General features: G+C 70.5%; 17 protein-coding genes and 1 pseudogene. 7 read left to right on the top strand and 11 right to left on the bottom strand.

All coding sequences use genetic code 11. From position 1 onward, the window contains the following. Nucleotides 1-6: 6 nt before the first annotated feature. The 6 genes from N5I75_RS23765 to N5I75_RS23740 all read right to left on the bottom strand — a co-directional run bounded on the left by N5I75_RS23765 (nucleotide 7) and on the right by N5I75_RS23740 (nucleotide 6,520). On the bottom strand, nucleotides 7-2,625 hold the full coding sequence (locus N5I75_RS23765; protein ID WP_476680354.1) for a SpoIIE family protein phosphatase: 2,619 nt from the start codon (nucleotides 2,623-2,625) through the stop codon (nucleotides 7-9). Between the two features lie 241 nt (nucleotides 2,626-2,866). Then, a complete protein-coding gene (locus N5I75_RS23760) occupies nucleotides 2,867-3,283 on the bottom strand; it encodes an ATP-binding protein (protein WP_476680352.1) in 417 nt (138 codons plus the stop codon). 153 nt (nucleotides 3,284-3,436) lie between these two features. Beyond that, nucleotides 3,437-3,847, bottom strand: coding sequence for a (deoxy)nucleoside triphosphate pyrophosphohydrolase (locus N5I75_RS23755; protein WP_476680350.1), 411 nt, complete (start codon nucleotides 3,845-3,847; stop codon nucleotides 3,437-3,439). Between the two features lie 21 nt (nucleotides 3,848-3,868). Further along, entirely contained in the window at nucleotides 3,869-4,072 is a 204-nt protein-coding gene (locus N5I75_RS23750) for an SPOR domain-containing protein (RefSeq protein WP_476680348.1), read from the bottom strand. Nucleotides 4,073-4,437: 365 nt separating this feature from the next. After that, nucleotides 4,438-5,190: a GntR family transcriptional regulator gene (locus tag N5I75_RS23745; RefSeq protein ID WP_476680346.1), complete on the bottom strand. Its 753-nt coding sequence runs from the start codon at nucleotides 5,188-5,190 to the stop codon at nucleotides 4,438-4,440. Between the two features lie 193 nt (nucleotides 5,191-5,383). Further along, on the bottom strand, nucleotides 5,384-6,520 hold the full coding sequence (locus N5I75_RS23740; RefSeq protein ID WP_476680344.1) for a pyridoxal-phosphate dependent enzyme: 1,137 nt from the start codon (nucleotides 6,518-6,520) through the stop codon (nucleotides 5,384-5,386). A 281-nt stretch (nucleotides 6,521-6,801) separates the two neighbouring features. Here N5I75_RS23740 and N5I75_RS23735 point away from each other — a divergent pair, with 281 nt between their 5' ends. After that, entirely contained in the window at nucleotides 6,802-7,383 is a 582-nt protein-coding gene (locus N5I75_RS23735; protein WP_476680342.1) for a Uma2 family endonuclease, read from the top strand. A 52-nt stretch (nucleotides 7,384-7,435) separates the two neighbouring features. Here N5I75_RS23735 and ychF read toward each other — a convergent pair whose 3' ends face one another. Continuing rightward, nucleotides 7,436-8,524, bottom strand: coding sequence for a redox-regulated ATPase YchF (gene ychF / locus N5I75_RS23730; protein WP_476680340.1), 1,089 nt, complete (start codon nucleotides 8,522-8,524; stop codon nucleotides 7,436-7,438). A 209-nt stretch (nucleotides 8,525-8,733) separates the two neighbouring features. Here ychF and N5I75_RS23725 point away from each other — a divergent pair, with 209 nt between their 5' ends. Next, complete coding sequence (locus tag N5I75_RS23725; RefSeq protein WP_476680338.1) at nucleotides 8,734-9,381, top strand: DUF6542 domain-containing protein; 648 nt, start codon at nucleotides 8,734-8,736, stop codon at nucleotides 9,379-9,381. Nucleotides 9,382-9,534: 153 nt separating this feature from the next. Here N5I75_RS23725 and ppgK read toward each other — a convergent pair whose 3' ends face one another. Together ppgK and N5I75_RS23715 are read right to left on the bottom strand one after the other, a co-directional pair. Then, nucleotides 9,535-10,281, bottom strand: a complete 747-nt coding sequence (ppgK, locus tag N5I75_RS23720; protein WP_476680336.1) for a polyphosphate--glucose phosphotransferase — start codon at nucleotides 10,279-10,281, stop codon at nucleotides 9,535-9,537. A gap of 30 nt (nucleotides 10,282-10,311) precedes the next feature. Beyond that, nucleotides 10,312-11,309 (bottom strand): annotated as a pseudogene (locus tag N5I75_RS23715) (4-hydroxy-3-methylbut-2-enyl diphosphate reductase). 81 nt (nucleotides 11,310-11,390) lie between these two features. Between N5I75_RS23715 and N5I75_RS23710 the strand changes: the two are divergent. The 4 genes from N5I75_RS23710 (at nucleotide 11,391) to N5I75_RS23695 (ending at nucleotide 15,268) form a co-directional block, all read left to right on the top strand. Then, entirely contained in the window at nucleotides 11,391-12,758 is a 1,368-nt protein-coding gene (locus N5I75_RS23710) for an APC family permease (RefSeq protein WP_476680334.1), read from the top strand. Nucleotides 12,759-13,020: 262 nt separating this feature from the next. Beyond that, nucleotides 13,021-14,256, top strand: coding sequence for an exodeoxyribonuclease VII large subunit (xseA, locus tag N5I75_RS23705; protein ID WP_476680332.1), 1,236 nt, complete (start codon nucleotides 13,021-13,023; stop codon nucleotides 14,254-14,256). Nucleotides 14,257-14,270: 14 nt separating this feature from the next. Beyond that, the gene (locus N5I75_RS23700; protein WP_476680330.1) at nucleotides 14,271-14,513 is read left to right on the top strand and encodes an exodeoxyribonuclease VII small subunit; all 243 of its coding nucleotides are present in this window, start codon (nucleotides 14,271-14,273) and stop codon (nucleotides 14,511-14,513) included. A gap of 164 nt (nucleotides 14,514-14,677) precedes the next feature. Then, nucleotides 14,678-15,268, top strand: a complete 591-nt coding sequence (locus N5I75_RS23695; protein WP_476680328.1) for a malonic semialdehyde reductase — start codon at nucleotides 14,678-14,680, stop codon at nucleotides 15,266-15,268. Between the two features lie 73 nt (nucleotides 15,269-15,341). Here the strand turns inward: N5I75_RS23695 and N5I75_RS23690 are convergent, their stop codons facing one another. Beyond that, nucleotides 15,342-15,896, bottom strand: coding sequence for a DUF4245 domain-containing protein (locus N5I75_RS23690; protein ID WP_476680326.1), 555 nt, complete (start codon nucleotides 15,894-15,896; stop codon nucleotides 15,342-15,344). Between the two features lie 195 nt (nucleotides 15,897-16,091). Here N5I75_RS23690 and glpX point away from each other — a divergent pair, with 195 nt between their 5' ends. Then, nucleotides 16,092-17,126, top strand: coding sequence for a class II fructose-bisphosphatase (gene glpX, locus N5I75_RS23685; protein WP_476680324.1), 1,035 nt, complete (start codon nucleotides 16,092-16,094; stop codon nucleotides 17,124-17,126). Between the two features lie 89 nt (nucleotides 17,127-17,215). Here the strand turns inward: glpX and N5I75_RS23680 are convergent, their stop codons facing one another. Continuing rightward, entirely contained in the window at nucleotides 17,216-17,584 is a 369-nt protein-coding gene (locus N5I75_RS23680) for a WhiB family transcriptional regulator (protein WP_398198469.1), read from the bottom strand. Nucleotides 17,585-17,614 lie beyond the last annotated feature (30 nt).

Genomic DNA, 17,614 nt, shown 5'->3' with positions numbered 1-17,614 from the left:
GCGGTCCTAGAACAGGCTGAGCAGCGCCTCCGTAGGATCCACGAGCCCGGTCCCCCCGTCCGGCAGCGCCATCTCGAACCAGACGGTCTTGCCGCGCGGGGTACGACGTGACCCCCACGCCGCGCTGAGCAGCCCGACGAGCTGGAGCCCGCGCCCGCCCTCGTCGGTGTCGCGGGCGCGGCGGCGGCGCGGCTGCACGAGCCCCGCGTCCCACACCTCGCAGACCAGGGTGCGGTCGAGCAGCAGCCGGAGCCTGATGTCGCCCTCGCCGTACCGCAGCGCGTTGGTGACCAGCTCGCTGACGAGCAGTTCGGTGGTGTCGACCAGGGGTTCGAGTTCCCAGGCGGTCAGTTGCTCCCGCGCGAGCTCGCGCGCCCGGCCGACCGACTTGGGTTCGCGCGGCAGCGTCCAGTCGCCGACGTTCTCGCTGGGCAGCCCCTCGATCCGGGCCATGAGCAGCGCGATGTCGTCCTCGCCGTGGTGCGTGTCGAGGGTGGTGAGGACGTGGTCGCAGACGTCCTCCAGGGCGGGCGCCGGATCGTTCAGGACATCGCGGAACGCCGAGAGCCCCTCGTCGAGCGGGTGGTCGCGGGACTCGACGAGCCCGTCCGTGTAGAGCGCGAGCAGCGACCCCTCGGGCAGCTCGACCTCCACCTCCTCGAACGGTTCGCCGCCCACGCCGAGCGGCATCCCCGGCGGCACGTCGAGCATGAGGGCGCCGTCGCCGGGTGCGACGAGGACGGGCGGCAGGTGCCCGGCGTTGGCGAAGGTGCAGCGCCGGGTGACGGCGTCGTAGACCGCGTAGACGCAGGTGGCGAGGTAGACCTCGGACAGGTCGGCGTCGGAGGGCTTGCTGCGGGCGGCGCGGGTGGCCTGCTGGACGCCGCCGGGCGTGCCGAGCCCTCGCGCGATCTCGTCCAGCGCGTCGAGCACCTCGGCCGGTTCGAGATCGAGCAGCGCCAACGTCCGTACGGCCGTCCGCAGTTCTCCCATGGCGACGGCGGCGCGCAGCCCGCGCCCCATGACGTCCCCGATGACGAGCGCGGTGCGGTGCCCGGGCAGCTCGATGACGTCGAACCAGTCACCGCCGACCTCGGTCGCCGCGTTGCCGGGCAGATAGCGGCAGGCGATGTCGAGCCCCGACGCCTCGGGGTTGTCGGGCGGCAGGAGGGAGCGCTGGAGGATCAGGGCGCGCTCGTGCTCACGGCGGTACAGGCGCGCGTTGTCGATGCAGACCGCGGCGCGCGCGGCCAGCTCGACGGCGAGGGCCCGGTCCCGCTCGTTGAACGGCTCGCTGCCCTTCGTACGGGAGAACTGCACGAGCCCGACGACGGTGTCGTGCGCGACCATCGGCACCGCGAGCGTGGACTGCACGAGATCGCCGGGCTCGGCGGGCAGCAGCTGGGGCCGCGCGGTGCGCAGGGCGTCGGCGCACGCGGAGTTGAACGGAAAACGGTGCACGGCGCCCACGCCGACCGGCGCCTGCCCGCCCAGATCGAGGAACGGCACATCGGCGACGGCGCTGGCGGCGGCGACGCGCCGCAGCTCGGCACTGCCGTCGGCGAGGCTGTGGCTGCCGAGCGCCACCTCGTCGCCGAGGAGCAGCCCCTGGTAGAGGTCGACGGAGGCCAGATCGCAGAAACCGGGGACGACGACGTCGAGGAGTTCCCGCGCGGTCGTCTCCAGGTCGAGCGAATTGCCGATCCGGGCGCCGGCCTCATTGAGCAGCGCGAGATTCCTTCGGGCGTGCGCGGCCTCACGGGCGGCGGCGTGGCGGCGGGTCACGTCGGTGGTGAGGCCGGCGATGCCGATGGGCCGCCCCGAACCGCTGTGCACGCGGTAGAGGTTGATGGACCAGTGCCGCCGCTCCGGGGAGCCGGGCACGGTCCCGACGAGCTGCATGTCGGTGACGGCGTCCCCGGTCTCCAGGACGCGGCGCAGCGCGCCCTGCACCCGGTCGGCCTCGTGGCGCGGCAGGTAGTCGTGGACGGTGCGTCCCCGGTGGTCGTCGGCCTTGCCGCCGAAGACCGAGGTGAACGTGCGATTGGTCCGCCGCACCTTGAGGTCGGTGTCGAACAGCAGGAAGCCGAAGGGTGATTGGCCGAAAATGGCCTGCGAGGCGGCGAGGTCGGTCTCGATGCGCCGCAGGGTCCGTACGTCGACGACGATGCAGACCGCGGCCCGCTCCCCGGACTCGGTGGTCGTCGGCATCACATAGACCTCGGCGCGCGCGGTGGGCCGGTCGGCGCCCGCCCCGGCGTCCTCCCGCGGCGGCATCCGGAACGGCACGCTGCCCGTCCACTCGCGCCCGTCCAGGATCTCGGCCATCTTGCGGTGCCCGCGCTCCCGGAGGTCGGCGGGGACGAACGCCTCGATCGGGTCCTTGCCCACCGCGTCCTCGGGCGCGACCCCGAAGAGGTGCGCGGCGCGCAGGCTCCACTGGTCGATCAGCCCGTCGGGCCCGATGGAGAAGGAGGCGACCTTGATGTAGTCGTAGATCGATCCGGGCGGGCTGGACTGCCAGGTGTCGGACGCGCCCGCCTGGGCGCCACGGTCCGCATCCCGCGCAGACTCCGTGCCCGAGCGGTCCTCGGACATCCCGGCCTTCGCTGGTATCTCGCTCACGCGAACCGTCCCCTCCAGCTCACCACGCCCGGCACCGGTCACCGGGGCGGCTGCCCGCAGTATCCAGCACTACGGGGCCGCGCAACACGGTGTTCACGATCACACCACGCTCCCGACGCTTTTTGGCCCGTCGGGGCCGATTGTTTCCGTACCCACGGTGGAGGTGGGCCCACACCCGACGCCCCGCACCCACTGCCGAATCCTCCAGACCTCCCCTGCCGATGCGTTTCTGCTCCCTCGTCTAACCAGGCAGCGCCAGCTCGAACCACACGGTTTTGCCACCCGTGCGGGGGTCCCCCGGTCTGGTGCCCCAGCGCCGGGACGCCCCGGCGACCAGCTGGAGCCCCCGCCCGCCCTCGTCGTCATGCGCGGCGGTACGGGCACGAGGGGGGTCCGGCAGCGGGTCGGAAACCTCCACGAGCAGCCCGCCGTACGGTCCGCCCTGCCGGCACAGGCGCACGCCGATGGGCCCGGACGCGTGCCGCATGGAGTTGGTGACCAGCTCGCTGACCAGCAGGGCGGTCACATCACCCAGCTCGGCGAGAGCCCAGTCGGCGAGCTGGGTGCGCACGGCGGCGCGGGCTCTGCGGACCGCCGTCGGATCGGCGGGAAAGGCCCACTCGGCGGAGTCGCCGTCGGTGTGGATCACGCCGATCACTTCCCTGGAACGCGATGAGCCCTGCCCGGTTTCAGAGGGTTAATCGGCATATACCCGGACGGAACGTGGTGCTACCGCGTCAGGGGGTGCGTGGTGGTACGGACGGCGTACGCGGGGTCGCCACGGGCGCGCGGGTATCGCGCCGCCCGGCGTTCACTCCGAGGCGATCACGTGCTTGACGGCGGCGACGTCCTGATCCAGCCACTCGACGGACCAGACCTCATCAGCCGCGAGCCAGCGCAACTCGTCATGATCCTGAAGCGTGCGCGGCACTCCGGAAACAATCCGCGTACGCCAAACCCGCAGGACATAGCCCGCTTTCAGATCCCACTCCCCCGGAACGCGCCGCTCGGGCAGGGCCTCGACGCCCAGCTCCTCGCGCAGCTCACGCACGAGGGCCTGCTCGCAGCTCTCCCCCGGCTCGACCTTCCCGCCGGGCAGTTCCCAGCGCCCGGCCAGCTCGGGGGGCGCACTCCGTCGCGCGGCGAACAGGCGCCCCGCGTCGTCGAACAGGGCGGCGGCGACCACGACAACAGGTTCAGCGGGAATGGGTGCGGTGGGCATGCACCGGAGCCTACGGCCCCGTCAGCGCACCGTGCCGTTCTGCCCCGGCTCCGCGTTCGGGGTGAGCCGCTCGATCCAGTAGAGCTGCTTGTGGCCGCGGCTGTCGAGGCTGTCCGCGGTGCGCTGGGCCTCGGCCCTGGTCGCGTACCGCCCGACGCGGTAGCGGTTGCCGTTGTCGTCCTCGCGAATGACAAGCCACGGAAGTGTGGTCGTGTTGTCCGTCATCGCGCCCCTCCACTCCCCGACTCCGGCTCGCATGGTGCCCCGCCCCCTAAGCGTCCTGAGGAAACCGCAATCCGCATATGCCCGAGCCTACGCCTGACCTTTACGGAGCGGATACGGATTGGCACAAAGAGAGACGCAACAAGCCAAGGAGCGGCGGCGCACGCCGGAACACAACAAAGGGGGCGCGCCACAAGGACGCGCCCCCACTCCCCCACGCTCCCCAGTTCAGAGAGACGAAGCCGTACGCGGCCCAGGCCCGGCGGGCGCGGACGAGCTGCCGCGCTCACTTCACTCATGGACGAAGCGGTTAAAGGCTTGGGCAAGAAAGGCCAGATTCAGCCCCCGACGAGACCCTCCCGCGCGGCTTACTTCACCGGCAGGTGATAGGCGATGCGATAGCGATCGGCGGGCACGACGACATCGGCGGTCTCGACGGGTCTGCCGGACGCGAAGAAGGTCCGGTGAATGACAAGAACGACATGTCCCGGCACTCCCCCCAGAGCGCTCAACTCCTCGGCGAGCCCGGGACGGGCGGCGACTTCCTCCGTGACGTTGTCCACGACCACATCGATGGCCGCCATGCGCTCGACGACACCACATCCGCCGAGGGGCCCTTCCTCGGGCAGCATGACCGGCGTCCGCCCGGTGACGGCGAGCGGCTCCCACGAGGTGGCGAGCATGACCGTCTCCCCGGAGTCCCGGTACACGTACTTGGTGCACATGACGCGGTCCCCGACCCGCACACCGAGCCGCTCGGCGACGACGCCGTCCGCCTCGACCTGCTCACTGCGGGAGTCCCAGGACCCCCTAGCCGTCGGATCGGCCTGCTCCTGCCGGAACGGAGTGGACCCCCCGCCCGTCTGATAGCCGCTCCGGGCCACCCGCCGGGGCACGGGCCGCTCCCGCACATACGTGCCCGACCCGGAGCGCCCTTCGACAAGCCCCTCGGCCATGAGCACTTTCCGAGCCTCGAGAGCAACGGTGTCGGAGACCCCGTACTCCTCACGGATGCGCGCCTGCGAGGGAAGCCTGGTGAGCGGCGGCAGTGAGCCGTTGACGATCTTCCTGCGCAGATCTCCCGCGACACGCAGGTACGCCGGCTGCTCACCGAATGCCACTTCTTGTTTCCCCTCGAATCCCCATCAGATTGACAGACAGCAACAGCGTGGCAACCGTGGGTTGAGCCATGCAAGCAAAGGCCAGGGAATCACCCGAAGTGATGACATGCAGCGCCGCAGGTCTTTACTCAGCGAGTTTCTCCGGGTAGTGCACGATTCACACATCGAGCCGCGCCCCGACAGCCCCTACGATTCACCGCACCCGACTCTCCGCCATCCCGGTCTTCAACCCGGCCCCGCACAACGGAACAACAGCGGCCCGCCCGTTCAGAACAGCGGCCACGGACCCCCCGTCCCGAGTGGCCGCCCAACAAGCGGCACCGGTCGACTCGACATACAACCCGCGTGATGCCAGATCCAACTGAGCATGCCGGACCTGATCCTCCGTCACGGTATGAAAAGCGCCCCCGGACTCCCGGACGACGCGCAGAATCTGCCGGGCCCGAGCGGGCAGCGGAATGGCGATCCCCTCAGCGAGAGTAGGCACCACAGCCACAGCCTCGACGACATCCTCGGCCCCCCGACGCCAAGCCTCCGCCAGCGGCGCGACAGCGGCAGCCTGCACGGCATGCAACGCGGGCCGCCGATCGATGAGCTCCGCACCATGCAACTCGGCGACAGCGAGAGCGGCCCCCAGCAAGAGAGTCCCATTCCCCACAGGCACCACCAGCACCTCAGGAAGCCGCCCCCCAAGCTCCTCCCAGATCTCATGCACATAGGTCTTGGTCCCGTGCAGAAAAAAGGGATTATGCACATGACTGGCGTAAAAGACCCCGGGCTCATCAGCAACACCCCGAGCGGCCCGCGCGGCGGCCTCCCGATCCCCGTCCACCACTTCCACCCGGCCCCCATGGGCCAGAATCTGCTCCACCTTCTTGGCGGAGGTCCCCTCAGGCACGTAAACGGTGCAGGCAAGCCGCGCCCGCGCACAGTAGGCAGCCACAGCGGTCCCGGCGTTCCCACTGCTGTCAGCGACGACCCGCTCGGGCCCCAGCCGCCCGGCAAGCGCGGCAAGCACCACAGCCCCCCGGTCCTTGAAGGACAGGGTCGGCATCAAGAAGTCCAACTTGGCGGAGACATCCCCCGCAAGCGAGACGAGCGGCGTACGCCCTTCTCCGAGGGAACACTCCGCAGGCCCGCCCAACGGCAGACACTCGGCATACCGCCAAAGCGAGTTGACGCGCCCGCTCAACGAACCGAGCGACGCGGGCGTAGGCGCCCAATCAAGATCAAGCGGCCCCCGGCACACGGGACAACACCACGCAAGAGACTCACCAGAGACACGTGTTCCATCGACAGGGCAGTAGCGATCAGGAAGGGCGGCGGTCATGAGGGCACCCTAGGCCGGTAACCAGGAGCCGACGCTCAGACAAGACTCAACGGGAGGGGCCGGTCGGGGTATGTCCGCGCGCAGCACATCAGCACGCGGTGGCGGGACGGATCACAAGGGGCGATGCCATCAAGATGGCGAGCACGGACATACCCCGACCGGCCCCGTACCCACCCAGACACCTGTCGGATCGAAACGGATGCCCGCCAACCGAAGCCCAGACGGCCACCCTCCCTTCTCGGCGCGCTCCCACCGCAGGGCATGGTTGCTACGCTTCGACCATGACCGCCCTACCCGACTGGATGCGCCCGCCGCGCCCGGAAGGATGGTTCGCGGAGGACTTGGACCGCCTTCCCGAGGCGCCCCGCCACACCGAACTCATCGACGGAGCGCTCGTCTTCATGATGTCGCCGCAAAGGTCGTGGCACGGCCGCGTCGTCACCAGCCTGACCACAGCACTGATGGAGCAAGCTCCTGCGGGCTACGAGGTCGAGCGTGAGATGACCATCCGCCTCGACGTCCGCAACCGACCGGAGCCGGACATCCTGGTGACGACGGCGCCCTACGACCCGGACCGCACATGGTACGCACCGGACCAGGTGCACTTGGTCGTGGAGGTCGTTTCCCCCGAGTCTGCCCACCGTGACCGCACGGTGAAGCTCCGGAAATACGCTGAAGCCGGAATCGCACACTACTGGCGGGTTGAGGACGAAAAGGAGTCGGCCGTCGTACATGTCTATGAGCTGGACGCCCCCACCAGCATCTACGTCGCCCGCGACATCTTCCGTGGAACCCTCAAGCGCCCGGTCCCGTTCGAGATCACCCTGGACCTCGACAACCTCGTCCCGCCCCGAAGGCCATAAGCCAAAGGGGGCCAGGTCCACAAAGGACCAGGCCCCCACGTCACAGCGACGGCTACACGTTGAACCGGAACTCGACGACGTCCCCGTCCTGCATCACATACTCCTTGCCCTCCATGCGCGCCTTCCCGGCCGCCCGCGCCTCCGCCACAGACCCCGTCTCCACCAGGTCCTCGAAGGAGATGACCTCCGCCTTGATGAAGCCCTTCTGGAAGTCGGTGTGGATGACGCCGGCCGCCTCGGGGGCCGTGGCGCCCTTCTTGATGGTCCAGGCGCGGGACTCCTTGGGGCCGGCCGTGAGGTAGGTCTGCAGGCCGAGCGTGTTGAACCCGACCCGGGCAAGCGTGGCGAGCCCCGGCTCCTCGGCGCCGACGGACTCCAGGAGCTCCATCGCGTCGGCCTCGTCGAGCTCGGCGAGGTCCGCCTCCAGCTTGGCGTTGAGGAAGATCGCCTCGGCGGGGGCGACGAGGGCGCTCTGGGCGGCCTTGAACGCGTCGTCGGTCAGCTCGTCCTCGTCCACGTTGAACACGTAGAGGAAGGGCTTGGTGGTGAGGAGGTGCAGGTCGTGCAGAAGCTCCTCGTTGCCGGAGCCCTGGACGATGCCCGCCGAGAACAGCGTGTCGCCCTTCTCGAGAATCGCCTTGGCCGCCTCGACCGCCGCCACCTTCGGCGCCACGTCCTTCTTGATCCGCGACTCCTTCTGGAGGCGCGGCAGGACCTTCTCGATGGTCTGGAGGTCGGCGAGGATCAGCTCGGTGTTGATCGTCTCGATGTCGTCCTTGGGCGAGACCTTGCCGTCGACATGCACGACGTTCTCGTCCTGGAAGGCGCGGATGACCTGGCAGATCGCGTCGGACTCACGGATGTTCGCGAGGAACTTGTTGCCCAGGCCCTCGCCCTCGGAGGCGCCGCGCACGATACCCGCGATGTCGACGAAGTCAACGGTCGCCGGCAGGACCTTCTGCGAGCTGAAGATCTCGGCCAACTTGTCGAGCCGGGGGTCGGGCACCCCGACCACGCCGACGTTGGGCTCGATCGTGGCGAACGGGTAGTTGGCCGCGAGCACGTCGTTCTTGGTCAGGGCGTTGAACAGGGTCGACTTGCCGACATTCGGCAGACCGACGATTCCGATCGTGAGCGACACGTTGCGACTTCCCGTACGTGGTGGGCGCTGATGGCCAGGACTGATGGATGGGCGCAGGCAGTCCACCAGTCTACGGCCTGGCCGCAACCGATCCGGCTCCGCACGCATCTGTATCGAACGGGCGACCCGAGCAACAGGTCGCGGTCAAGGTCGGCCAAAACGCGTGTCCTATGGCCTATTCCACACATAAGCCCACCTATGTTGGGCCTGTGGAGCAACCCAGGACGCGTCCCGCGCAACCCCGGCAACCTCGCCCCCGCCGCACGGCCCCGCTTCCGCCGCAGGCGCAGGGCGGCCGCGACGTGCGCGCCCCGGACGCGGCCACGGACCCGGCCGACGGCTCCGTGGCCGTCTACAGAAGCGCCGCCCGGCCGGGACGCAACCTGCCCCCGGTTCTGCGGGCCCTGCGCCGGTTCCCCAACCCGCGCCTGACGGGCCTCGGCAGCGGACTGTTCTGCCTCGCCGCGATGCTGCTGTCCGGCGCCCTGGACCGGTTCCTGTTCGACGGCGCCGCGGCCGTGTACGGCGTGCTGTTCGTGCTGGTGAGCGCGTTGACCGCGGGCTGGGTCCGGAAGGCGGACCTGGTGACGGCGCCGGTCGCGGTGCCGATCTCGTTCGCCGTCGGGGCGCTGACGATCGCGGACGGGGCGGGCGGCGTGGGCGCGCGCCTGATGGGCGTCTTCACCACGCTGGCCCTGAACGCGGGCTGGCTCTACGCCGGCACCCTGGTCGCCGTGGCGATCGTCGGCGTACGCAGGGTGCGGATCGTGGCGCGCAGGGCGGCGCAGCGACGGGCGGCGGGGCAGCAGCAGGCGCCCCGCTCGGCGGCCCCGGCGCCCCGCCGCCGTACCGCGTAGGGGCGCCGGGGCATCGAGACGCCGGGGCGTCGAGGCGTCGAGGCGTCGAGGCGTCGAGGCTTCTACGCGGTACGGCGTCGAGGCGCTGAGGCGCTGAGGCGCTGAGGCGCTGAGGCTTCTACGCGGTACGGCGGCAGGGCGCCGAGAGGACGACTACACGCGCGAGGCAGCCATGGCCGCCCCCACGATCCCGGCGTTGTTCTGCAACTGCGCCGGCACCATCTCCGCCTTGATGCCCTCGATCAGGGGCAGGAACTTGTGCGCCTTGCGGCTGACACCGCCGCCGATGACGAACAGGTCGGGCGAGAACAGCATCTCGACGTGGGCCAGGTACTTCTGGACGCGGTGCGCCCAGTGCTCCCAGCTCATGTCGTGGTCCTCCTTGACCTTGGTGGAGGCGCGCCGCTCGGCGTCGTGGCCGTCGAGTTCGAGGTGGCCCAGCTCGGTGTTGGGCACGAGGACGCCGTCGCTGAACAGGGCGCTGCCGATGCCGGTGCCGAAGGTGAGCAGCATGACGGTGCCCTTGCGGCCCTGGCCCGCGCCGAACTGCATCTCGGCGACACCCGCCGCGTCCGCGTCGTTGAGCACGGTGACGGGCAGGCCGCCGAGCTCGGCGCTGAGCAGGGCGCGCGCGTCGACGTCGATCCAGCTCTTGTCGACGTTGGCGGCGGTCCGGATCGTCGAGCCGCCGGTGACGACGCCGGGGAAGGTGATGCCGACCCGGTCGCACCGTCCACCGAAGTTGTCGACGACCTGCTTGACGCCGTCGGCCACCGCGTCGGGGGTGGCCGGTTGCGGCGTCAGCACCTTGAACCGCTCCTGGGCGAGGTCGCCGCGCTCAAGATCGACCGGGGCGCCCTTGATCCCGGAACCGCCGATGTCCACACCGAAGATCTCCATGGGCACCACCGTACGACGCCGGGAGGCCGGTCACTTCTCGGCGCGGGAACCCTGCAGGAGAGCGGCGGCCTCGGCGCGGAGGTCGCGGCGAAGCTCCTTGGGAAGCGAGAACGTGATCGATTCCTCAGCGGCCTTCACGATCTCCACGTCGGCGTAGCCGCGCTGCGAGAGCCACTCCAGGACTTCCTCGACGAGGACGTCCGGGACGGAGGCGCCGGAGGTGACCCCGACGGTCGTGACGCCGTCGAGCCAGCCCTCCTCGATCTCGGAGGCGAAGTCGACGAGGTACGCCTCGCGCGCGCCCGCCAGCTTGGCGACCTCGACGAGCCGCTTGGAGTTGGAGGAGTTGCGCGAGCCGACGACGATGACGAGGTCGGAGTCGGCGCCCATCTGCTTCACGGCGAGCTGGCGGTTCTGCGTGGCGTAGCAGATGTCGTCGCTGGGCGGCGAGACGAGGGCCGGGAACTTGTCCTTGAGGGCGTCGACCGTCTCCATCGTCTCGTCGACGGAGAGCGTGGTCTGGGAGAGCCAGACGACCTTGGAGGGGTCGCGGACCTCGACCTTGGCGACGTCCTCGGGGCCGTCGACCAGCGTGATGTGGTCGGGGGCCTCGCCGGAGGTGCCGATGACCTCCTCGTGGCCCTCGTGGCCGATCAGGAGGATGTCGAAGTCGTCGTTGGCGTAGCGGATCGCTTCCTTGTGGACCTTGGTGACCAGGGGCAGGTCGCGTCGATGGTGGCGAGCTTGCCGCGCTCGGCCTCCTCGTGCACGGTCGGGGCGACGCCGTGCGCGGAGAACATCACGATGGCGCCCTCGGGGACCTCCTCCGTCTGCTCGACGAAGATCGCGCCCTTCCGCTCCAGGGTTTGCACGACGTACTTGTTGTGCACGATCTCGTGGCGGACATAGATCGGGGCGCCGTACTGCTCCAGGGCTTTCTCGACGGCGATCACGGCACGGTCCACACCGGCGCAGTAGCCACGGGGGGCGGCGAGCAGGACGCGGCGGGAGCCAGTGGTAGCAGTCATGCCTCCATCGTAAGGCCGCGTACAGGAGGCCGAAGATCCCCCGCGTGGGGAGACTGAAGGCCCGCGATCTACGGAGGCCCGATGTCCGCACCAGCCGCCCCCGAGGTCCCGGACGGCACGCTCCGCCGCGACCTCGGCTTCCGTGACCTCGTCGTCTACGGGCTTCTCTTCATCGCCCCCATGGCGCCCGTCGGGGTCTTCGGCACCCTGGACGCGAAATCGCACGGCGCGGTCGCGCTCGTCTACATCGTGGCGACCGTCGCGATGGCGTTCACCGCATTCAGCTACGCCCAGATGGTGCGGGTCGCTCCGCGGGCGGGGTCCGTGTACGCCTACGCGCGCGTGGGGCTCGGCAAGGGGCCGGGGTTCATCGCGGGCTGGATGGCGATGCTGGACTATCTGCTGATCCCGGCGGTGGCCTACCTGTTCTCCGGCATCGCGATGAATGCACTGGTCCCCTCGGTCTCCCGCTGGGTGTGGACGGCCCTGGCAGTGGTGATCACGACGCTCCTCAATCTCTGGGGCGTACGGGCGGCGGCGCGGGTCGGTTTCGCGGTCCTGGCCCTGGAGATCGTCGTCCTCCTCGTCTTCGTGGTCTCCGCGATCGTGGTGCTGGCGCGGGACGGGGCGCAGCGGGGGTGGCTGTCGCCGCTTTCGGGGGACGGGACGCAGGGCGCGTTCGCCTTGTCGGCGGTGGTCGGCGCGGTGTCGATCGCGGTCCTGTCCTACCTGGGCTTCGACGCGATCGCGACGTTCGCGGAGGAGGTGACGGGCGGCTCGGCGAAGGTGGCGCGGGCGGTGCTGTTCTGTCTGGCGCTGACCGGTGTGCTCTTCGTGGCGCAGACGTACCTGGTGGCGCTCCTGGAGCCGGTGACCTCGGCGCAGCTCGCGGCCGACCCGGGGAAGCAGGGCTCGGCGTTCTACGACGCGGTGGACTCGTCCGTCGGGGGCTGGCTGCATGACCTTGTGGCGGTCAGCAAGGCGATCGGGGCGGCGTTCGCGGCGCTCGCGGGTCAGGCGGCGGCGGGTCGCCTGTTGTTCGCCATGGCCCGCGACCGCCGCCTCCCGAAGGGCCTGTCGCGCACGAACTCGGGCGTCCCGCGCGCGGCGCTGCTCGTCGCCGCGGTGATCACGCTCGTGGCGGCGGTATGGGCGGCCCGCCGCGACGACGGCATGGACCACCTGGTCTCGGTGGTCGACATCGGCGCCCTGACGGCGTTCACGCTGCTGCACGCGAGCGTCTTCGGCTACTTCGCCGTACGCCGCCAGGACGGCCCGCCGAGCTGGTGGCGCCACGTCCTGATCCCGGCCCTGGGCGCGGCGATCACGGTGGCGGTGATCGTGGAGGCGTCGGGGGCGGCGCAGGTGGTCGGGGCGATCTGGCTGGTGGTGGGGCTCGTGGTGCTGCTGGCGCAGCGAAACCGGCTGGCGGAGCCACCACCAAGCTGAGCACAGCCCCGGCCGGGCCCGTCGCCGCGCTGGTCACCCAGGCCGGGCCCGTTGCCACGCTGGCCACAGACCAGGCCCGGCCCGCCGCCGCGCAACACAGGCCCGACCCGGCCCGGTCCACCGCCGCGCTGAACGCGAACCCGACCCGACCCACCACCGCGCTGAACACGAACCCGACCCGACCCACCGCCGCGCTGAACACAGGCCCGGTCCGAATCGGCGGCGGCGTTTCGCTGTCAGTGCCGGCGACTACCCTCGCGGCATGGCTGCCAATACGTCTCCGGACGCCCCGCTCCCCGTGGGAGAGGTGTCCCGGCTCATCGGCGGGTGGATCGAGCGGCTCGGTGCCGTGTGGGTCGAGGGGCAGATCACCCAGCTCTCCCGCAGACCCGGTGCCGGGGTGGTGTTCCTGACGCTGCGCGACCCGTCGTACGACATCTCCGTGTCGGTCACCTGCTACCGGCAGGTGTTCGACGCGGTGGCGGACGTGGTCCGCGAGGGGTCCCGGGTGGTCGTGCACGCGAAGCCCGAGTGGTACGCGCCGCGCGGACAGCTCTCGCTGCGGGCCGCGGAGATCCGCCCGGTCGGCGTCGGCGAGCTGCTCGCCCGCCTGGAGATGCTGAAGAAGTCGCTCGGCCAGGAGGGCCTCTTCGCGGCCGACCGCAAGAAGCCGCTGCCGTTCCTGCCGCAGCTCATCGGGCTGGTGTGCGGCCGCGCGTCGGCCGCCGAGCGCGACGTCCTGGAGAACGCGCGCCACCGCTGGCCCGCCGTCCGCTTCGAGGTGCGCAATGTGCCCGTGCAGGGCGTGCACGCCGTACCGCAGGTCGTCCAGGCGGTGAAGGAGCTGGATGCGATCGAGGACGTCGACGTGATCATCGTCGCGCGGGGCGGCGGCAGCGTGGAGGACCTGCTGCCCTTCTCCGACGAGCAGCTGGTGCGGGCCGTGGCCTCCTGCCGCACACCCGTCGTCTCGGCGATCGGCCACGAGCCGGACAGCCCGCTGCTCGACCTCGTCGCCGACCTGCGCGCCTCGACACCGACCGACGCGGCGAAGAAGGTCGTGCCGGACGTCGGCGAGGAGTACGAGCGGGTGCGCTGGCTGCGCGACCGGGCCCGGCGCTGCATGGAGGCGTTCGTCGACCGCGAGGAGCGGGGCCTGGCCGCTGCCCTCTCCCGGCCCTCGATACAGGACCCGCACCGCATGATCGACGAGCGCGAGGAGCAGGTCGCGGCGCTCGCGGGACGGGCCCGCCGCACGCTCGGCCACCTCCTGGACCGCGCCGAGTCCGACCTGACGCACACCCACGCGCGCGTGGTCGCCCTCTCCCCCGCGGCCACGCTCAAGCGCGGCTACGCGGTCCTGCAGAAGGCCGACGGCCACGTGGTCCGCGCCCCGGACGAGACCGCGCCGGACGAGGAGCTGCGCGCCAGGGTCGCCGAGGGCGAGTTCACCGTACGCGTCACCCCCACCCGCACCCCTGACACCTCCGACACCTGAGGACGGACCACCGCATGACCACCACCGACACGGCCGACGCGACGCTCGGCTATGAACAGGCCCGGGACGAGCTGATCGACGTCGTACGACGCCTGGAGACCGGCGGCACATCCTTGGAGGAGTCCCTCGCCCTGTGGGAGCGCGGGGAGGAGCTGGCCAAGGTCTGCCGCCGCTGGCTGGACGGCGCGCGGGCCAGGCTCGACGCGGCGCTCGCCGAGGAGAACGACGGCGAGGGCGAGGCGGCCGAGGGAGAGTGACCCGGCCCCCGGGCGGGCCGAGTGAACGCCGAGTGTGCAGGGTCACCAGACGTTTGGTTGAAAGTTGAACCTCATCCGCGTACTGTCGTGGCTACCGGCTGATCCGGAACGGATCGGATCGCCACAGCCGGCACGCCGAACGTCTGTACCGAGAAGGTTGATCGATGTCTCTCGTTCTTGACCCCGCCGCCCAGGACCTGCTCTTCCGCGAGGCCCGCACCGCGAACACGTTCACCGACGAGCCGGTGACCGACGAGCAGGTCCAGGCGATCTACGACCTGGTCAAGTTCGGCCCGACCGCCTTCAACCAGTCGCCGCTGCGCATCACCCTGGTCCGCTCCCCCGAGGCCCGCGAGCGCCTCGTGAAGCACATGGCCGAGGGCAACCAGCCGAAGACCGCCGCCGCCCCGCTGGTCGCGATCCTCTCCGCGGACAACGAGTTCCACGAGGAGCTTCCCGCGCTCCTCCCGCACTTCCCGGCCGCCAAGGACGCCTTCTTCTCCGAGCGCCCGGTCCGCGAGCAGGCCGCGCTGGTCAACGCCACGCTGCAGGCCGGCTACTTCATCGTCGGCGTGCGCGCCGCCGGTCTGGCCGCGGGCCCGATGACCGGCTTCGACTTCGCCGGCGTCCAGAAGGAGTTCCTGGACGACGACCACACCCCGCTGATGATCATCAACATCGGCAAGCCGGGCGAGGACGCCTGGTTCCCGCGCTCCCCGCGCCTGGAGCTCGACCAGGTCATCACGACCGTCTGAGCCACACCCGTACGCACGCGAAAGGGCCCCGGCACCAGCCGGGGCCCTTTTCCGTGCACCTGAAGACCGAGAACTACTGAGCGGCGCTCCCGCCCTCGTCCCCGCCCTTCTTCATCTCCAGCGCCGTCGCCATCTTCGTCAGCTGCCCGAAGTCGGCCGTGCCGGTGACCAGGGTCGTCGACCCCTTCTCCGTCAGCACCAGGGCGTCGTACTTCTCGCCCTCGTAGCGCTGCCACTGCTTGCCGTTGATGGTCCGCTTGCGGCTGGTCTCCTCGGCGCCCTGGCTGGCGTCCTCGATGAACCGGGCCGGCTTGTCCGTGGACTGCTCGACGGCGACGTACTGGCCCTCGGGGTCGAGGAAGCCGAGGTGCCAGGCCTCGTTCGGCTCGCCCGCGTACCGCACGGAAGTCGGCTTCCAGGCCTTCGGCAGGCCCTTGGGGGCGGCCACCGGGTACGAGGCCGCGCGCCGGGCCGTGAGCAGCTCGATGCGGTAGTCGACGCGCTTGATCGGCGGCTGCTTGGAGTCGTCATGCGGGATGAACGCGTAGGCGACACCGGCCGCGACGACGCAGACGCCGAGCGAGAGGACCAGGCTGCCGACCGTCTTCTTGCCATTTCTTCCTGCCACGCGCCCCATCGTCGCAGGTCGCCGGATGATCTCCGGCGGGAGGTCCCGATATGCGCCACCTGGCACCACCCAAGTCCGCTCATACGTGGGGCGCTCTGCTCAGATTGTCGTACTGGCGATAGAGTCACCCGTAATAACCCTCATCCGGCCGTCGTCGTATCCCGGTGAAATCCCGGAACAGAAAGGTGCGTCTCGATGACCGAGCATCACCAGCTTCCGTCCGAGCTCGAGGTCCCCTCCGAGGCCCCGGACCGCAACCTCGCCCTCGAACTCGTCCGCGTCACCGAGGCCGCCGCGATGGCCGCCGGCCGCTGGGTCGGGCGCGGCGAGAAGAACGGGGCGGACGGCGCGGCCGTGCGCGCCATGCGGACCCTCGTCTCCACCGTGTCGATGGACGGCGTCGTCGTCATCGGCGAGGGCGAGAAGGACGAGGCGCCGATGCTGTTCAACGGCGAGCGGGTCGGGGACGGGACGGGCGCCGAGTGCGACATCGCCGTCGACCCGATCGACGGCACCACGCTCTGCGCCAAGGGCATGCCGAACGCCATCGCGGTCCTGGCCGCCGCCGACCGCGGCACGATGTTCGACCCGTCCGCCGTCTTCTACATGGACAAGCTGGTCACCGGCCCCGAGGCCGCCGACTTCGTGGACATCAACGCGCCGGTCTCGGTCAACATCCGCCGGGTCGCCAAGGCGAAGAAGGCGGCGCCCGAGGACGTCACCGTCGTCATCCTGGACCGGCCGCGCCACGAAGGCATCATCAAGGAGGTCCGGGAGACCGGCGCCCGGATCAAGCTGATCTCCGACGGTGACGTCGCGGGCTCGGTGCTCGCCGTGCGCGAGGGCTCCGGCGTCGACCTGCTCCTCGGCATCGGCGGCACCCCCGAAGGCATCATCTCGGCGTGCGCGATCAAGTGCCTGGGCGGTGTCATCCAGGGCAAGCTGTGGCCGAAGGACGACGCGGAGCGGCAGCGGGCGCTCGACGCGGGCCACGACCTGGACCGCGTCCTGTCCACGGACGACCTGGTCTCGGGCGAGAACGTGTTCTTCGTGGCCACCGGCATCACCGACGGCGAGCTGCTGCGCGGCGTGCGCTACGGCTCCGAGACGGCGACGACCTCGTCCCTGGTCATGCGCTCCAAGTCCGGCACGATCCGGCAGATCGACTCCCAGCACCGGCTGAGCAAGCTGCGCGCGTACAGCGCGGTCGACTTCGACCGGGCCAAGTAGGCCCGCCGCTCTCCCGCCCCTTCCGCACCGCTACGTGTGCGGGGGCGCCCCGGACTCCGGAGGCGCCCCCGTTCACGTACGCGTACGGATCAGCCCGCCGCGGCCACCGCCCGCGCCGACTTCTTGAGCTCGACCTCGCGGCGGCGTCTGCGGGCGAGGACCACGCGGCGCTCGGCCGCGGTGAGGCCGCCCCACACCCCGTACGGCTCCGGCTGGAGCAGGGCGTGCTCGCGGCACTCGACCATCACCGGGCAGCGGGCGCAGACCCGCTTGGCCGCTTCCTCGCGCGACAGGCGCGCGGCGGTGGGTTCCTTGGATGGGGCGAAGAACAGTCCCGCCTCGTCGCGCCTGCACACGGCCTCCGTGTGCCATGGTGCGTCCTGGTCCCGGTCCCCCACGGGCACCCGCTGCGGCGGGACAGCGGCGACCTGCAGGGACTGATGCGGCGGATGCAGCACGGTCTACTCCTGACGACGGCTTACGACGGC

This window comes from Streptomyces sp. R818, assembly GCF_056172735.1.
Note: the sequence above shows the minus strand (reverse complement) of the source record. Positions and strands in the feature narration are given on the sequence as shown.

What these genes read in the sequence shown, in the direction of transcription:
- N5I75_RS23755 (WP_476680350.1), bottom strand. Translation starts at nt 3,847, where the DNA reads ATGCCCACCGCACCCATTCCCGCTGAACCTGTTGTCGTGGTCGCCGCC.
- N5I75_RS23750 (WP_476680348.1), bottom strand. Translation starts at nt 4,072, where the DNA reads ATGACGGACAACACGACCACACTTCCGTGGCTTGTCATTCGCGAGGAC.
- N5I75_RS23740 (WP_476680344.1), bottom strand. Translation starts at nt 6,520, where the DNA reads ATGACCGCCGCCCTTCCTGATCGCTACTGCCCTGTCGATGGAACACGT.
- N5I75_RS23735 (WP_476680342.1), top strand. Translation starts at nt 6,802, where the DNA reads ATGACCGCCCTACCCGACTGGATGCGCCCGCCGCGCCCGGAAGGATGG.
- ppgK (WP_476680336.1), bottom strand. Translation starts at nt 10,281, where the DNA reads ATGGAGATCTTCGGTGTGGACATCGGCGGTTCCGGGATCAAGGGCGCC.
- N5I75_RS23710 (WP_476680334.1), top strand. Translation starts at nt 11,391, where the DNA reads ATGTCCGCACCAGCCGCCCCCGAGGTCCCGGACGGCACGCTCCGCCGC.
- xseA (WP_476680332.1), top strand. Translation starts at nt 13,021, where the DNA reads ATGGCTGCCAATACGTCTCCGGACGCCCCGCTCCCCGTGGGAGAGGTG.
- N5I75_RS23700 (WP_476680330.1), top strand. Translation starts at nt 14,271, where the DNA reads ATGACCACCACCGACACGGCCGACGCGACGCTCGGCTATGAACAGGCC.
- N5I75_RS23695 (WP_476680328.1), top strand. Translation starts at nt 14,678, where the DNA reads ATGTCTCTCGTTCTTGACCCCGCCGCCCAGGACCTGCTCTTCCGCGAG.
- glpX (WP_476680324.1), top strand. Translation starts at nt 16,092, where the DNA reads ATGACCGAGCATCACCAGCTTCCGTCCGAGCTCGAGGTCCCCTCCGAG.